This is a genomic window from Janthinobacterium pasteuri (assembly GCF_051380775.1).
Taxonomy (GTDB): Bacteria; Pseudomonadota; Gammaproteobacteria; order Burkholderiales; family Burkholderiaceae_D; genus Janthinobacterium.
The window spans coordinates 102,412-118,529 of the sequence record NZ_JBNYXS010000015.1; the positions used below are offsets into that span (position 1 = coordinate 102,412).

At 64.8% G+C, this 16,118-nt stretch carries 10 protein-coding genes; 1 reads left to right on the forward strand and 9 read right to left on the reverse strand.

Translation table 11 applies throughout. The features are described 5' to 3' along the window. Positions 1 to 8: 8 nt before the first annotated feature. The 9 genes from clpB to ACQ4WN_RS16375 form a co-directional block, all read right to left on the reverse strand. Positions 9 to 2,615, reverse strand: coding sequence for an ATP-dependent chaperone ClpB (gene clpB / locus ACQ4WN_RS16335; RefSeq protein WP_436552488.1), 2,607 nt, complete (start codon positions 2,613 to 2,615; stop codon positions 9 to 11). Between the two features lie 121 nt (positions 2,616 to 2,736). Further along, positions 2,737 to 3,210, reverse strand: a complete 474-nt coding sequence (moaE, locus tag ACQ4WN_RS16340) for a molybdopterin synthase catalytic subunit MoaE (RefSeq protein ID WP_436552489.1) — start codon at positions 3,208 to 3,210, stop codon at positions 2,737 to 2,739. Continuing rightward, positions 3,207 to 5,786: a DUF349 domain-containing protein gene (locus ACQ4WN_RS16345; protein WP_436552490.1), complete on the reverse strand. Its 2,580-nt coding sequence runs from the start codon at positions 5,784 to 5,786 to the stop codon at positions 3,207 to 3,209. The genes moaE and ACQ4WN_RS16345 overlap by 4 nt, the downstream gene beginning before the upstream one ends. Positions 5,787 to 5,964: 178 nt before the next feature. Continuing rightward, positions 5,965 to 6,639: a hypothetical protein gene (locus ACQ4WN_RS16350; RefSeq protein ID WP_436552491.1), complete on the reverse strand. Its 675-nt coding sequence runs from the start codon at positions 6,637 to 6,639 to the stop codon at positions 5,965 to 5,967. A 105-nt stretch (positions 6,640 to 6,744) separates the two neighbouring features. Next, on the reverse strand, positions 6,745 to 9,411 hold the full coding sequence (locus tag ACQ4WN_RS16355; protein WP_436552492.1) for a bifunctional acetate--CoA ligase family protein/GNAT family N-acetyltransferase: 2,667 nt from the start codon (positions 9,409 to 9,411) through the stop codon (positions 6,745 to 6,747). 109 nt (positions 9,412 to 9,520) lie between these two features. After that, positions 9,521 to 10,513, reverse strand: a complete 993-nt coding sequence (locus ACQ4WN_RS16360; protein WP_436552493.1) for a DUF2804 domain-containing protein — start codon at positions 10,511 to 10,513, stop codon at positions 9,521 to 9,523. After that, entirely contained in the window at positions 10,510 to 11,793 is a 1,284-nt protein-coding gene (locus ACQ4WN_RS16365) for a winged helix-turn-helix domain-containing protein (protein ID WP_436552494.1), read from the reverse strand. Before ACQ4WN_RS16365 ends, ACQ4WN_RS16360 begins: the two co-directional genes overlap by 4 nt. A gap of 158 nt (positions 11,794 to 11,951) precedes the next feature. Continuing rightward, the gene (locus ACQ4WN_RS16370; RefSeq protein WP_436552495.1) at positions 11,952 to 12,269 is read right to left on the reverse strand and encodes a hypothetical protein; all 318 of its coding nucleotides are present in this window, start codon (positions 12,267 to 12,269) and stop codon (positions 11,952 to 11,954) included. Between the two features lie 138 nt (positions 12,270 to 12,407). Then, positions 12,408 to 12,779, reverse strand: a complete 372-nt coding sequence (locus tag ACQ4WN_RS16375) for a YajD family HNH nuclease (protein ID WP_034755042.1) — start codon at positions 12,777 to 12,779, stop codon at positions 12,408 to 12,410. 282 nt (positions 12,780 to 13,061) lie between these two features. On the opposite strand from ACQ4WN_RS16375, the gene ACQ4WN_RS16380 reads away from it, so the two are divergent. After that, positions 13,062 to 16,082 carry a PAS domain-containing protein gene (locus tag ACQ4WN_RS16380; protein WP_436552496.1) on the forward strand — a complete coding sequence of 1,007 codons (3,021 nt, stop codon included), beginning with the start codon at positions 13,062 to 13,064 and terminating at the stop codon, positions 16,080 to 16,082. Positions 16,083 to 16,118: the final 36 nt, after the last annotated feature.

Consider the following 16,118-nt stretch of genomic DNA (forward strand, 5'->3'; position numbering starts at 1 on the left):
TTGCGACATTACACCTTGTCCAGCCCCACTTGGGCACCCGAAAACACCAGGTTGCCGTTCCGGGCGTCGATGCGGATCTCGTCTTTGGGGCCAAACTTGCCTTCCAGGATCAGCTTCGACAGCGGATTTTCGATCTGCTGCTGGATCGCCCGCTTCAAAGGACGGGCACCATACACCGGGTCGTAGCCCGCTTCGGCGATTTGCTGCAAGGCCGCGTCCGTCAAGCTCAGCTGCATGTCCATGCGCGCCAGGCGTTCTTCGAGAATTTTCAGCTGGATCTTCGCGATCGCGCCGATGTTTTTCTCGTCGAGGCCGTGGAACACCACGATTTCGTCGATGCGGTTGACGAATTCGGGACGGAAGTGCGAGCGTACCTCGGCCATCACGGCCAGCTTCACGACACCGGGATCATCGCTTTCCATGGCCTGGATTTTGTGCGAACCCAGGTTCGAGGTCATGATGATGACGGTATTCTTGAAGTCCACCGTGCGGCCCTGGCCATCCGTCATGCGTCCATCGTCGAGCACTTGCAGCAGCACATTGAAGACGTCGGCATGCGCCTTTTCCACTTCGTCGAGCAGGATCACGCTGTACGGCTTGCGGCGCACGGCTTCCGTCAGGTAGCCGCCCTCGTCGTAACCCACATAGCCGGGCGGCGCGCCGATCAGGCGGGCCACGGAATGCTTCTCCATGAACTCGCTCATGTCGATGCGGATCATCGATTCTTCCGTATCGAACAGGAAGGTCGCCAGCGCCTTGCTCAGCTCGGTCTTGCCCACGCCCGTCGGTCCCAGGAACATGAATGAACCATAGGGACGGTTCGGATCGCTCAAACCGGCGCGCGAGCGGCGGATGGCGTCAGCCACGGCCGTGATCGCTTCATCCTGGCCCACGACGCGCTCATGCAGCTTCTCTTCGATGTGCAGCAGCTTGTCGCGCTCGCCCTGCATCATGCGCGACACGGGTATGCCCGTCGCGCGCGACACCACTTCGGCGATTTCCTCGGCACCCACTTCCGTGCGCAGCAATTTCGGCTGGTCGGGGTCGCGTTTCGGGATGCCGCTGTCAGCCTGCTTGAGCTGGGCTTCCAGCTGCGGCAGCTTGCCGTATTGCAATTCCGACACTTTCTGCCAGTTGCTCTCGCGCGTGGCCTGCTCCATCTGCAACTTGACTTGCTCAATCTCTTCCTTGATGTGCGTACTGCCCTGCACCACGGCTTTTTCCGCCTTCAGGATTTCCTCGAAATCATTGTATTCTCGCTGCAGCTTGACGATTTCTTCTTCGATCAGGGCCAGGCGGCGCAACGAAGCTTCGTCCTTTTCCTTCTTGACGGCTTCGCGCTCGATCTTCAGCTGGATCAAGCGGCGTTCCAGCTTGTCCATCACTTCCGGCTTCGAATCGATCTCGATCTTGATCTTCGCCGCCGCTTCATCGATCAGGTCGATCGCCTTGTCGGGCAGGAAACGGTCCGTGATATAGCGGTGCGACAGCTCGGCAGCAGCGATGATGGCCGCGTCCGTGATTTCCACCTTGTGGTGCAGCGCATATTTGTCCTGCAAGCCGCGCAGGATGGCAATCGTCGCTTCCACGGTCGGCTCGTCGACCAGCACTTTCTGGAAGCGGCGTTCCAGCGCGGCATCCTTCTCGATGTACTTGCGGTACTCGTCGAGGGTGGTTGCGCCCACGCAATGGAGCTCGCCGCGCGCCAGCGCCGGTTTAAGCATATTGCCGGCATCCATCGCGCCTTCGGCCTTGCCCGCACCCACCATGGTGTGCATTTCGTCGATGAAGACGATGGTTTGCCCCTCATCCATGGCCAGTTCCTTCAGCACGGATTTCAGGCGCTCCTCGAATTCGCCACGGAATTTCGCGCCGGCCAGCAAGGCGGCCATGTCCAGCGACAGTACGCGCTTGCCTTTCAGCGATTCCGGCACTTCACCATTGACGATGCGCTGCGCCAGGCCTTCGACGATGGCCGTCTTGCCCACGCCCGGTTCGCCGATCAGCACGGGGTTGTTCTTGCTGCGGCGCTGCAGGATCTGGATGGTGCGGCGAATTTCATCGTCGCGGCCGATCACAGGGTCGAGCTTGCCCTTGCGCGCCCGCTCCGTGAGGTCCAGGGTGTATTTTTTCAAGGCTTCGCGCTGGCCTTCGGCTTCTTGCGAGTCCACCTTGTTGCCACCGCGCACGGCGCCGATGGCCGCTTCCAGGGCCTTGCGGGTCAGGCCGTTTTCGCGCGCCAGTTTGCCGCAGTCGGACTTGTCGTCCGTCATGGCCAGCAAGACCATTTCACTGGACACGAATTGGTCGCCCGCCTTTTGCGATTCCTTGTCGGCCAGGTTCAACAGGGCCACGAATTCGCGGCTGACCTGCACGTCGCCGCCCGTGCCCGACACTTTCGGCAGGCGTTCAAGCGAGGCGCCCAGGGCCTTGGACAGTGCCCCCACATTGACGCCGGCCCGCTGCAAGAGCGAGCGGGCACCACCGTCATCCTGGTTCAACAGGGCCGTCAGCAGGTGGACCGGTTCGATATACGGGTTGTCGTTGCCCACGGCCAAGCTTTGCGCATCGGCCAGGGCTTCCTGTAATTTGGTAGTGAGTTTGTCTTGTCGCATGAAAAGCGCTCCCGGTTAATTAGTTGTTAACCAAATTGGGGTGAGGCCGTACTTTTCAAGCAGTCACAAAGCGGAAAACGGATGCATTCTTGCAAATGCTGGCGTGCGCGGCAAATACGCCTCAAATAACGCTGGCTTTTGCCGTCCATTTGTCCAGCGCCGTCTCGTCGCTGTCGCGCGCATCGACCCAGCGCGCGCCTTCCGGCGTGTCTTCCTTCTTCCAGAACGGCGCTTCCGTCTTCAGGTAATCGATGATGAACTCGCAGGCGGCAAAGGCCTCGCCCCGGTGGGCGGACGAGACCGCCACCAGCACGATCTGCTCCTGCGGCAGCAAAGGGCCCACGCGGTGGATCACCAGCGCGCCCGACAGGGGCCAGCGGCCCCGCGCCTGCTCGACGATCGCCTCGATGGACTTTTCCGTCATGCCAGGATAGTGCTCGAGTTCCATGGCGGCCACGTCCAGCCCCTCGTTCATGTCGCGCACCGTGCCGACGAAGCCGACGACGGCGCCTACCTTGGGGTTGCCTGCACGCAATTGTGCAATTTCTTGACTGAGGTCAAAATCAGCTTGCTGGACGCGCACGGTTGTACTCATTTTGCGAGGCCTCCGATGCGGCGCAGCAAGGTTTCGATACGGCTGGCCGTGCGCGCATCGGTGGCGGCGGCAATCGCGCACAGCTGCATCAGCTGCGACACTTGCGTGAGCGGCTTCTGGCCTGACTTGAGCGACGATTGCAACACTTCCACCTGCATTTTCAGACGGTCGCGGGCAAATTCGGCGCCGCTGTCGACGCCGGCGACGATTTCAAGGCGCAACACTTCATCACGCAAGCGCTCCTGGTTGGCCTGCAATTGCTGCACGTAGGCGGCGCTACCCCCGCCCAATGCGGCCTGGGCGGCTGCAAAGCGCTGCTGCAGGCTGCGTTCATATTGCGTGTCCAGCGCTGGCAAGGCGCTCCAGCGCTGAACCCAAGTCTCCACATCCGCGCCGGCATCGCCTTCGACCAAGGCCGTTTCCAATGCCTGCGTCAGGCGCAGCTTGTCGCGCAGGGCGTTGGCCTGGGCCGCACCGGCGCGCTCGGCGATGGCATCGGCTTGCGCTTGCACGCCTGCAACAGCCGCCTGGTAGCGCTGCTCGATCTTCGCTTCGCTGGCGCGCGGCACGGGGCCGGTGGCGTTCCAGGCGGCACGCGTGTCGCGCAGCAAGTGGTGGATGAAGGCACTGCGGGCCTTGTCGTCGCCCTCGGGCACGACGGCAGTTTCCAGGCTGGCGCACAGCGCTACGCGCGCATGCAGGTGTTCGCGGCGCTCGTGGTCGGCCGCATGGGCCGTTTCCTTGCGCTTGGCAAAGATATCATCGCAGGCGGCGCGGAAGCGCTGCCACAGCGCCTGTTCCGCGCGGCGCTCCAGCGGCAGGGCTTTCGCCAGTTCCTGCCATTTATCCTGCAAGGCTTTCAGCATATCGACCGTGTTGCGCTCCGATGGTTTGAGCAAGCCCACTTCGACGATCAATTGTTCGCGGCGCGCCGTCTCGATCTGGCGCTGCGTATCCAGCGGCTTCGACAGGGCGTCCAGTGCGGCGCCAAATTGCGTATCCAGGCGCTTCTTTTCCTTGCGGTCAATGGTGCCCAGGCGCGTCCACGCCTGGCGCAAGCGCTGCGAGGCGGAGGCGACGTGTTTCCAATCGGTACTTTCTTCGGCTGCCAGGGCTACCGTTTCCGCGATCAATTCCTGGGCCTTGGCCGCATTGCCGTGGCGCTCTTCGGCCAGTTGCTTGAAATGCTGGGCCGCCGGCGCGTACGCCAGGCTGCAGGCGGCATCGAAACGCTCCCACAGGGATTTCGGCGCGGGGCCGGACAAGGTGTCGAGCGATTTCCAGCGCTCGCGCAGGCTGCCCACTTTCTTGGCCAGTTCGGCCATCGGCAGTTTTTGCGCCGGCAATTCCTCGCCCGCCTTGACCAGTTCCTCGCGCGACACGTTGCCGCCCCAGCGCGCCCAGTCGGCCAGGCGCTTGAATTCTCCGCGCACATGGGCCAGGCGATCAACTTGCGCAGGCGTCAGGCGCCCGTGTTTGCTATCGCGCAAGGTCTTGTCATGCTCGGAAGCTACGTGCAACAAACCATCCTGCAGCGCCGCTTCCATGGCGTCGAGTACCTTGAAGAACTGCTCGGTCGCTTCTTTCGACACGTGAGCGGCCTCCTGGCGCGGCTTGCGCGGCGCCGGTTCGGCATGCGCTGGCGTAGCCACGGCCGCGGCGGTGACGGCAGGTGCCGGGGCGCTGGCCAGCACGGCTGCAAATTGCTGCTGCAAGCTGTCGGACAGTGGCGAGTCGGGCAGGCGCGGCAGGGCTTGCCACGCGCGTTTCAGGGTCTCCGCGTCGAGTGTAGCGGCGTCCTGCGCCTGCCATTCGGCCAGTGCAGCCTGGCGCGCGTCGAACACGGCCTGGTGCTGCTGCAAGGCTTGCAAGGCGGACTGCGCCTGTTCGCGCGCCTGGATGAAATCGCTTTCCAGGTGTTTCGGCAACGAAGCGCGCTCGGGCGAATGTGCATGCTGCGCATGTTCCGCATCCAGGCGGGCCAGCGCCTGCGCCAGTTCGCCGGCGCACTGGCCATCGCTGGCCAGCGCGCGCGCGGCGGCGACGGCGTCGATCACGGCGCGCTGCAACACCACTTGCGCTTCCAGGCGGGCCGCCAGCGCGGCGCGCGCGGCGGTGAAGGCGGTCGCCAGTTCGGGCGTGGCCTTGATGACTTGCCATTGGCGGTCCAGCTCGGCTACCTGATTCGGGCTCAGCTTGTCATCGTTCAGCAGGCGCTGGGCGGTATCGATGCTGGCCTGGGCGCGCTGGGTTTCCGCCGCCTGGTGGCGGATCAGGTCGATGCGGCCCTGCATCAGCTTGGCGACGCGGCGGTCCGTGTTGCGCATGGCCTGGTGGACTTTTTCCAGCAGCGGCAAGGCATGGACGTGTTCGGCCGCGATCAGACGGGCGTCGGCAAATTCGCTGGACACAATGAATTCAAAGGCGGCGACTTCGTCGCCCGCCACGGCGCGGGCACGCGCAACCTGTTCGGCGCGGCGCGATGCGCTCTGCGCCGTAGCGGCGGCCTGTTCTGCCACGACAGGGTCTGGTGCGGAAGGCTTGCTGGCAGAACGCTTGAAAAGAAATTCGAACATGACGGGTTTCGCGTGAATCAAAACCACCATCATAACAAAGCCCGGAGTATTGCATCGGACAGGTCTGTGCAAGTTACCAAATGAGTAACGCAACATATCTCCCATGCTGACGCCCGCGCAAAATCAGGGGCGTGGAGCCGGCGCAAACGGGCGGACGGGGTGGGCGCTCGCTCCCCGTTCAAGCCCGCGCACGCTGGGTCTGTGACACGCCAGGCAAGGCCTCTGCCGCCGAGGTGCCGGCAATGCCCGTGGTTTCAGTGGCACCGCCGGGCGTACCCGGTGCCGGCACAGGCACTGGCAAAACAAAGGGCAGCACTTGCGCCTTGCCACGGCGCGCTTCCTGCGCGCGCGCATCGTGGGCGAGGAACTGGTAGGCGATGGCAAACCACGCTTCGCCCACGATGACCTTGCGCGCCAGCGCGAACAGTTCGCGCTCTTCTTTTTCCAGGCGCTGCAGCAAGGCCGCGCAAAAGGCGTCGATGGCGGCGCACAGCTGCTCGGCCTGCTGCTCGGAGCTGTCGAGGGCGGCGCCTGCGCGCTGCTGCACGACATTGATACTTTCCAGCGCCGCGTGGTTCAAGCCGTTCAGCTCATTGAGCAAACCGTTGAGCAAGCCATCGGCATGCGGCGTGGCCCGGCGAATGGCGGGGATCAGATACATCTCCACCTTGCGCCAGTAATCGCCCTGGTACAGCCGGTTCAGCCAGTCGCCCGTGGTCTGCAATTGCGCCAGGCTCAGCCTGCTTTGCTGGCGCAGTTGCACCTGCATGTATTGTTGAAATGCCAGCAAACTCATGCGGATACTGGCTTGTTCCACCGACAGGGAAACCAATATATATGTTGCCGTAAGCATGTACTCACTCCCGAAAACGCGCTGGATGTCTGATCCTGGAAGTGAAAGTGTAAAGACTACCGACAAGGGCAGGTTTGATCCTGCACAAACCCGACCCGGCTTTTTTCAGGGTGCGCGCAAGCCGATATGCAGGTTGACCACGCCCGGCTCTTCCGATGGCGTGACTTCGCCGCCAAAACTTTTTACCAGCCGCTGCATGCCCTTGTTGCGCGCCATCGCCTCGCCCACCAGCGCTTCCGTGCCGCGGCTACGGAAGTAGTCGACCAGCTTTTCAAACAGGATATGGCCCAGGCCCTTGGCCTTCAGGGCCGAGCGCACGGCGATGGCGAAATCGGCGTGGATATTGTCCGGATCGGCCACGGCGCGCACCACGCCCAGGGTTTCCGGCTTGCCGTCCGGGCCCGTGTGCGTGGCGATGAAGGCCATGGCGCGGTCGTAATCGATCTGCGTCAGGCGCGCCAGCTGCGACACGGGCAGCTCGCGCATGGAGGTAAAGAAGCGCAGGCGCACATCGTCGGGGTCCAGCGCATTGAACAGGTCCAGGTGCTGCGGCGCGTCTTCCGGGCGGATGGGGCGCAGCAAAATGGATTGCCCCAACCACGTCACCTGCTCTTCCAGCTCTTGCGGATACGGGCGGATGGCCAGGCGGTCGCTCTTCTGGCCCGGTTGCAAACGGATGCGCGCGTCGAGGGCGATCACGCCGTCCGCGTCGGCCACCAGCGGGTTGATGTCGAGTTCGGCCAGCTCGCCGATATCGGCCACCAGTTCGGCCACCTGGATCAGGGTGTAGCAGATGGCGTCGATGTCGGCCGGCGGCTGGTTGCGGTAGCCAGCCAGCAGTTTCGACACGCGCGTGCGCGCCAGCATGTCGCGCGCCAGCACCATGTTCAGCGGCGGCAGGCCGATGGAATGGTCGGCCGTCACTTCCACGGCGATGCCGCCCTGCCCCACCAGTATCACGGGGCCGAAGGCGGCGTCCGTGGTGACGCCGACGATCAATTCATGCGATTGCGGCCGGCGCGCCATCTGCTGCACCGTGAAGCCGTCGATCAGCGCATCGGGGCGCATGCGGCGCACGCGCTTGAGCATGGCGGCAGCGGCCGTGCGCAGGATGTCGGGCGTGTCGAGATCGAGCGCCACGCCACCCACGTCGGATTTGTGGGCGATGTCGGGCGAATGGATTTTCAGCGCCACCGGGTAGCCGATGTCCGCCGCCACGGCCAGCGCCTCTTCCACATCGGCCGCCATGCGCGTCATCGCCACGGGAATGCCGTAAGCGGCCAGAATCTCCTTCGAGCGGCACTCGCCCAGCACCGTCTGGCCAGCCGCCAGCGCGGCGGCGACGATTTCGCGCACGCGCGCGCGGCGCGGCGTGGCCGACATGGGCAGCTGCGCCGGCACCTGCATCAGGGTTTCCTGGTTGCGCCGGTACTGCACGATCTGCATGAAGCCATGCACGGCCTTTTCCGGCGTGTCGTAGGTGGGAATGCCGGCCCGGTTGAAGACCTGGCGCGCGGGCGCCACCGTGGTGCCGCCAAGCAGGCACGACAGCACCGTGCGCGAGGTGGCCTTGATCAGCGGCGTGACGGCTTCGGCGATATCGATCGACGAGACCATGGCCGTGGGCGCGTGCAGCAGCAGCAAGGCGTCCGCCTGCGGCTCGTCGAGCAGCGGCTTGATGGCGTCGACATAGCGCTGCACGGGCGCGTCGCCGGGCAAGCCCACGGGGTTGTCGTGCGACCAGCCGCGTGGCAGGGCCTTTTCCAGCGCGATCACGGTGTCCGGCGACAAATCGGCCAGCTTGCCGCCGCTGCCCACCAGCGCATCGGTGGCCATCACGCCCAGGCCGCCGCCGTTGCAGAGTATCGCCAGGCGCTCGCCGCGCTGTGAGCGGATATGCGTAAGCGTTTCCACGGCATCGAAGAGTTCCTCGGCCGAATACACGCGCAGCATGCCGGCGCGGCGGATGGCCGCGTCATACACGGCGTCGGAACCAGCCAGCGCGCCCGTATGCCAGGCCGCCACGGCCGCGCCTTCCGCCTCGCGTCCCGCCTTCAAGACGATGACGGGCTTGCTGCGCGCGGCCGCCCGCGCCGCCGACATGAATTTGCGCGCCGCCTGGATATCTTCCATGTACAGCAGGATGGCGGCCGTGTCGATGTCGCCGGCCAGGTAGTCGAGCAGGTCGCCGAAATCGATGTCATAGCTGCCGCCCAGCGAAATGAACTTGGAAAAGCCCACGCCGTGCGCGTTGGCCCAATCGAGCACGCCCGACACCAGCGCGCCCGATTGCGACACGAAGGCGATCTTGCCGCTGGTCGCGCCCAGGTGGGCGAAGCTGGCGTTCAAGCCCAGTTTCGGCACCAGCAGCCCCATGCTGTTGGGGCCCAGGATGCGCAGCAGATGCGGCTTGGCTGCTTTCAGCATGGCCAGGCGCAGCGACTGTTCGCGCACGGGATCGAGGCCGGACGTCATGACGATGGCCGCGCGCGTGCCCAGCGCACCCAGGTCGCGGATCAGGCCGGTAATCGTGGCGGGCGGCGTGCAGATAATGGCCAGGTCCGGCGCTTTCGGCAGTTGCGCCAGCTTGCGGTAGCATTTCAGTCCCATCAACTCGTCGTACTTGGGATTGACGGGCCAAATGTCCCCTTGATAGCCGCCCCCCAGCAGGTTGGCCAGCGCGATGGCGCCCAGCTTGTGGTCGCGCGCGGTGGCGCCGATCAGGGCCACCGAGGCCGGCTTGAACAGCTTGTCGAGATTACGGATACTCATGTTCTGGCCTCATGGATTGCCGGAGCGGCTTGGTAACGCCCAAGTGTATAGGATGCGCTGCCAAAAAAACTTGACCTTGTGGCGCGTTTCGCAAAAAAATCGCGCGCGCCTACCAGCGCGAGCGGTGGCTTTCCGTCACGCCCGCCAGCTGCGCCACGATGCGCTTGGGAGACGCAGCATTGGTACGCACCCAGCCGCTGAAAGTGCCGATGGGCTGGATGTAGCGGCTGGCGGCGATCCACAGGTTTTTATCTTCGCGCCGCGCCCCCTCGGGCTTGAAGTGAAGGTCGAGCAGATCGTCGTCCGTCCACACGTGCCACGGCGCCAGCGGGTTGTCGGGATTGAAGTCAAAATGCGCGCGGCCCAGCGCGTACAGCTGGCCATCGAGCCACAGCGCGTTTTCATGCGCGCCAAAATAGCCGGCCTGCAGATTGAAACCCAGGTCCAGGCTGTGCGCCGAAGCCCAGCGCCATTCCGTCTCGCGCGCCAGCAGCCCGTTCGAATAATCGAAGCTGGCCACGCCGTCGTCTAAGCTGTAGCCTATGGCGCCGCAACGCACGCTGCCCCACAAGGGCAAGCCACCCGACTTTTGCGTGGCGTGCACGGAGCCGCCCTCGCCCACGGGCCCCACGGCCAGCAAGGTGGGCGCCACGGGCGGGCCGAATTCCGCATCGATGCCGAAATGGCCGCAATCGAGCTGCAAACGGTAGCGCTGCTGCGGCTGGGCCTCGATGGCGATGCTGTGCGAGAGGAAGCGGAAACGACTGCTGGCGCCCGCATGCGGCGCCACGGCAGCGGACAGGCCAGGAAGGCCATCCTGCGAAAAGGCAGCCACGATCTTGCCCTTGTGGCGGTCGAACGCATACGCGAAGGCCGTGCTGGTCCAGCCCAGGTCGACGATGGCCACGCCACAGAACAGGGTGGGCGTGGACAAGGCCACATAATGCCAGCGCTTGTGGTGGAATAAGCGCCAGAGGGCGCCGCGCGCGTACGGTGGCGCCAGCGCAGCCCAGTCGAAGGCGTTCAATTGCCCCGTGTAGCGGCCAAAGCATGGAACACCATTGGCGTCGAGCAGGTCGGGCGGAGCCGGTGGCAGCATCATGCGGCCCGCCTTGCCGCGTCGCGGCCGTCCTGCAGGGCGGCCGCCAGCTGCGCGCCGAACGCCACCGGTTGTGCTCGCGCAATATCAATATCCGGGCACGCATGCCAGCGCGCCAGGCGCTGCACGGCACCAGCCACGTCCTGCACCAGGCGGGCACTGAGGCGCACGCCGTCTTCCAGCGCCAGCGACTTGATCTCGAAGCGCCCCTGCGCGCGGTGCGCCTTGGCATCCAGGCGCCCCACCAGCGCGCCGCGGCGCAGGACAGGTAAAGTGAAGTAGCCGTGGCGGCGCTTCGCAACTGGCGTATAGCATTCAAGCCGGTAGTCAAAGCCGAACAATTCCAGCGCGCGGCGCCGGTCCCAGACGACGGGGTCGAACGGCGACAATATCGTCGTCAGGGTGGGCACCAGCTTGCCGGCCACCGCCGCGCGCAGCAATTCGCCATGCCCGGCATGCACATACACGGCATCATCCCAGCCAGCCACAGCGCAGCGCAGCAACGCACCCTCGTCCACCAGCGCCTGCAAATCCTGCGCCAGGCTGGCGCGCGATTGTTTCGTGCGGAAGTAATCGCTGATCCAGCCGGCACGCGCCAGGCCCAGCGCCTTCACGCTGGCCAGCAGCAGGCGCCGCCGCACCTGCTCTTCGGGCGGCAGCAAGCCATCGTGCCAGCCCGGCAGCACGCGCTCGGCCAGGTCGTAATAGCGCTGGAAATTGTGGCGCTTGGCGATCATCAGCACGCCCGACGTAAACAGCACTTCCAGCGAGCGTTTCTCGGGCTTCCAGCTCCACCAGCCGCCCGCCTGGCCATCCGTGCGTTCAAAGTCGGCCGAGCGCGCGGCGCCGTTGGCGCGGATATGTTCGAGCACCGAAGCCACGGCATCGCCCTGCTCGGCCATCCACTTTACCGAGTATTTCCAGCCCATGGCCGCCGGGTCCAGCATGCGGTGGCGATACAGGCCATAGTCTTCGATGGGCACGAAGCAGGCTTCATGCGCCCAGTATTCGAACAGCGCGCCCTCGGCCAGCAATTGCTCCAGCCACGGCTGCGGATAATCGCCCAGCCGGCTCCACAGCACCAGGTAAGGGCTGCGCGCCACCACGTGGATGGTGTCGATCTCCAGCACGCCCATCTGGCGCACGGCGGCCAGCACGTCGGCCTTCACGGCCTTCTTGCGGCGCGCCTGCAGCAAACCTTGCGCGGCCAGGTGCAAGGCGCGCGCGGCAGCCAGCGATAAAGGGGGGAGGTCGGGAGAAATGTGCTGGTCTGGGCTGTGCATAGCTGAAAGATACCGCATTCCGCGTGACACTTGCACGTTTTATCGCTATCGACTTGCCCGGCAACGGCACGCAAGCCAGCCGCACGACGCCGCAGCCGCCGACGAGGGTTCGTGGAAGACGAATGGCAGGTGCTGGAGCATGTCGCCGTCTGCGGCTGTCAGCGACGGTCGATTTCCGCCCCAGCTTCTTGCGCAGGTGGTGGATAGGCACTTGCACGGCATTGCTCTTCACTTCGCCGCCCCAGCTGTACAGGTTTTTTCCAGCTATCCCGGCTCAGCACACGGCCACCGTATTCCAGCAGCAGTGGCAGGATACGGAACTCCTTCACCGTCAAGGTCACGGGCAAGCCCCCTTGCGCCACGTGCCGGTGCGCGATATCGGGCACCATTTCGCCCAGCCCGCCCAGCGCCTGCATGCCGTCCTGCCCCGGCAAGCCCAGGTCGAGCCGGATGCAGCCATAGTCGTGCAGACGCACGGCCGTGTGCGCGTGTTCAGCGCTCGTGACTCATTCGACGGCATAGCTGCCCTGTTCCAGACCGACCTGCGTGGCGCGACCCAGTTGCGGAGCGTCTTCGGTCAGCAGGATGCGCATGGGGGAAGCGCCGCGGCCCGCTCAGTCCTTTTTCTTGATCAGCCCAGCCAGTGCGGCGAAGGGATTGTGCGTGGCGGGCGCCACCTCGGCAGACAGCAGGCCGGCGCCACGGTCCGCTTCCAGGTAGCGCGAGTGCTCATTGTCGTGGCAATACAGGCACAGCAATTCCCAGTTGCTGCCGTCCGGCGGATTGTTGTCATGGTTATGGTCGCGGTGGTGCACCGTCAGTTGCTGTACGTTGGCACGCGTAAATTCGCGCATGCAGCGGCCACACACCCACGGATACATCTTCAGCGAGCGCTCGCGGTAGCCGCTCTCGCGCTGGTCGGCGGCGCGGCGCGCTTCGGCCACGATCTTGTCCAATCTTGCCGCGTCGGGCTTTTTACTCTGCATGACAACTTTCGATATGGGAGGTAGAAGCACCCATTTTAATGAGGATGGGGGCGCAATTGTACTTTTTCTGCCACGCCGCCAGCCCGTGTCGTCGCCGGCGTGCTTTTTTTAGCGTGCGCGGCACCACAACTACCTGATTTAACGCAGAATAAGCCTAGCGACAGACCGTGAACAGACAATGAGAGCGGTGGCAACAGGGTGACGCGCAAGGCAGCAGATTTCGGCTATCATGCGCGCCACGCCGCCCCTCCCCTTTACCATGACTCTAGCCTGCAAGCGCCCGTGATAGCGATAACAAGATTCCCGCAACACCTTGCCCGCCGCCTGTACCGTCTCAGCCTGGTGCCCCTGTTCGCGCTCATCTTGCTGCTGGCGCTGTGGACGGCCGTCTTTTACCAGGTGGGACAGGAGCGCGCCAGCGCCGTGCACGACGCCGTGGCCGTCAGCCAGTCGCTGGCGCGTACCCTGGCCGACCATACCAGTTTCACCCTGCGTCAGACGGACCACGCCACGCAATTGTTCAAGCTCAAGTACGAGGAATTGGATGGCGGCCTGCGCCTGAATGAATTCATGCGCCGCCAGGGCCTGCTCGACAGCGTGCTGCCGTCGAAGCTGGCCTTGCCGATCGCCCTCATCGACGCGCAGGGCAATGTGATCGACAGCGCCAACGCGTATTTGCCGGAAAACCTGGCCACGCAGCCATTTTTCAGGGCGCTGGCCGCCAATGCATCCGACACGGCCATGGTCGACACGCCCATGCTCGACGCCGCCAGCAAGCACTGGGCCATCCGCCTGGCGCGCCGCCTGAACGATGCGCAGGGCCGCTTTGCCGGCGCCATCGTCATCCACATCGACCCCAGCTATTTTGTCGACGATTATGACCGCCTGGACCTCGACGCACAGGGCGCGCTGATGCTGGTGGCACGCGACAGCGGCCTGACGGTGGGGCGCATCGGCGAACAGCGCATCCTCAGCGACCGCATCGACTTCCGCATGCCCGGGGCGCCCCAGCATGCCCCCGAAGAACTGCTGATCGAGCCGCCCGTCGACACGACGGCGCGCATCTACAGCTACCGCGAACTGCCGCGCTACCCACTGCTGGCCGTGGTAGGCGTCAGCCGCGCCGTGGCCCTGGCACGCTTCGAACAGCGCCGCCTGGCGTATGTCGGCGCGCTGCTCGCCGCCAGCGTGCTCATTGCCGGCTTTACAGCCCTGCTGATGCGCCAGAACGCACGCCTGCGCCGCAGCATCGGCCAGGCCACGGAAACGCAAGCACTGTTGCGCGCGGCGCACCACGGCAGCCTCGACTCCGTACTGCTGCTGAAAGCCTGGCGCCCCGCACCGGGCAAACCGGTGGAAGACTTCACCTTCGCCGACGTCAACGAGCGGGCCGCCGACATGCTGGGCAAGCCACGCTCCGAATTGCTGGGCCAGCGCGTGCTGCCGCAAGTGCCGCTGCTGCGCGGCGAGCGTTTTTTCAAGCGCTTCGTGCTGGTGATGGAAACGGGCCAGCCGCTGGAGGACGAATTCGAGCTGACACTGGCCTCGGGCGGCACGCGCTGGCTGCGCCACCAGGTGGTGCCGATCATCGACGGCGTGGCCGTCACCTCGCGCGACATCAGCGCGCGCAAGCACGACGAACTGGCGCTGCAGGACAACCGCAGCTTCCTGCAGTCGCTGATCGACCATTTGCCCGTACTGGTCTACGTAAAAAGCGCGCGCCCGGAAAATTTCGGCCAGATGGAAGTGTGGAACAAGGCTGCCCAGGACATCACCGGCCACCTGGCCGCCGACGTTATCGGCAAGACCGATTGCCAGGCCTTCCCACCCGGCTTCGGCCTGCACGACGCCGAAGACGACCGCGCCATCCTGACCGAGCGCGGCGTCATCGACCATACGGAAAAGCCGCTGCGCCTGCGTGATGGCAGCCTGCGCTACGTGCGCGCCGTCTCCGTGCCCGTGTTCGACGAGCGCCAGCAGATCGAACATATCCTGTGCATCGCCGAAGATGTCTCGCAGCGCCGCCAGCAGGAACTGGAACTGCGCCAGAAACAGGCCGAACTGGCCGCCGTCAACGACGCCTCGCCGCTCGGGCTGGTGCGCCTGGACCGCCAGCGCCGCTGCACCTACGTCAACCGCACCTTCGAATCGATCACGGGCCTGCCGCGCGCCGCCGCCCTGGGCGCCGGCTGGACCAGTGCCCTGCACCCGGACGACTATCCGCTGATGCACGTGGCGCTGGAACAGCTCTTGCGCAGCCACGCGCCGTTCCAGTCCACCTTGCGCTGCCTGCAACGCGACGGCAGGCTGGTCTGGGTCTCCGTGAAGATCGCCCCCATCCTCATCGATGGCCAGATCGAAGGCTACGTGGGCAGCCTGGACGACATCACCACCTTGCGCGAATCGGAAGTGGCGCTACGGGAAAGCGAAGCGCGCCTGCGCACCATCGCCGACACCTTGCCGGCCATGATCGCCTACATCGACGCCGAGCAGGTCTACCGCTTCCTGAACATCGCCTATGAGCGCGAATTCGACCTGACGGGCCGGCAGGCGCTGGGCTGCAGCGTGCGCGAGACCGTCGGCGAGGCGCGCTACCGCACAGTGGCGCCATATATCGAAAGAGTGCTGGCGGGCGAAACCTTGAGCTTCGAGGAAGAAGATGAAAAGGAAGGCATCGAGCGCTGCATGGAAGTGATCTACATTCCGCAGATCGGCGAAGACAAGCTGCAGGTGGCGGGTTTTCACGTGATGCGCCAGGATATCACCGTGCAAAAGCGCGAAAAACAGCGCCTGCTGAAGCTGGCCCAGGTCGACGTGCTGACCGGCTTGTCGAACCGCGCCGGCTTCCAGCAAAAACTCAGCGACGCCATGCACGCGAGCCGCCAGCAACAGCACCTGATGGCTGTCATGTACATGGATATCGACCGCTTCAAGCCCGTCAACGACACACATGGCCACGGCACCGGCGACGCCCTGCTGCGTGCCTTCGCCCAACGCCTGACGCAGACCATGCGCGCCACCGACATCATCGCCCGCCTGGGCGGCGACGAATTCACCATCATCATGGAACAGATCACCCGGCCCGACGACGCGGCCGCGCTGGCGGAAAAAATCGTCGCCGCCATGCAGCAGCCGTTCGAACTTGATGGCATCACCGTGCGCATTTCCGCCAGCATCGGCCTGGCCTTCTACCGCGACGAAGACATCCCCCCTGCCGTGCTGCTGCAGCGCGCCGACGTGCTGCTGTACCAGGCCAAGCAGGATGGCAGGAACACGTATCGCGCGGGTGCTGCAGTGCTTTGATCCAGCCAATGGCGCCTCGCGCCATACCTGCTATAT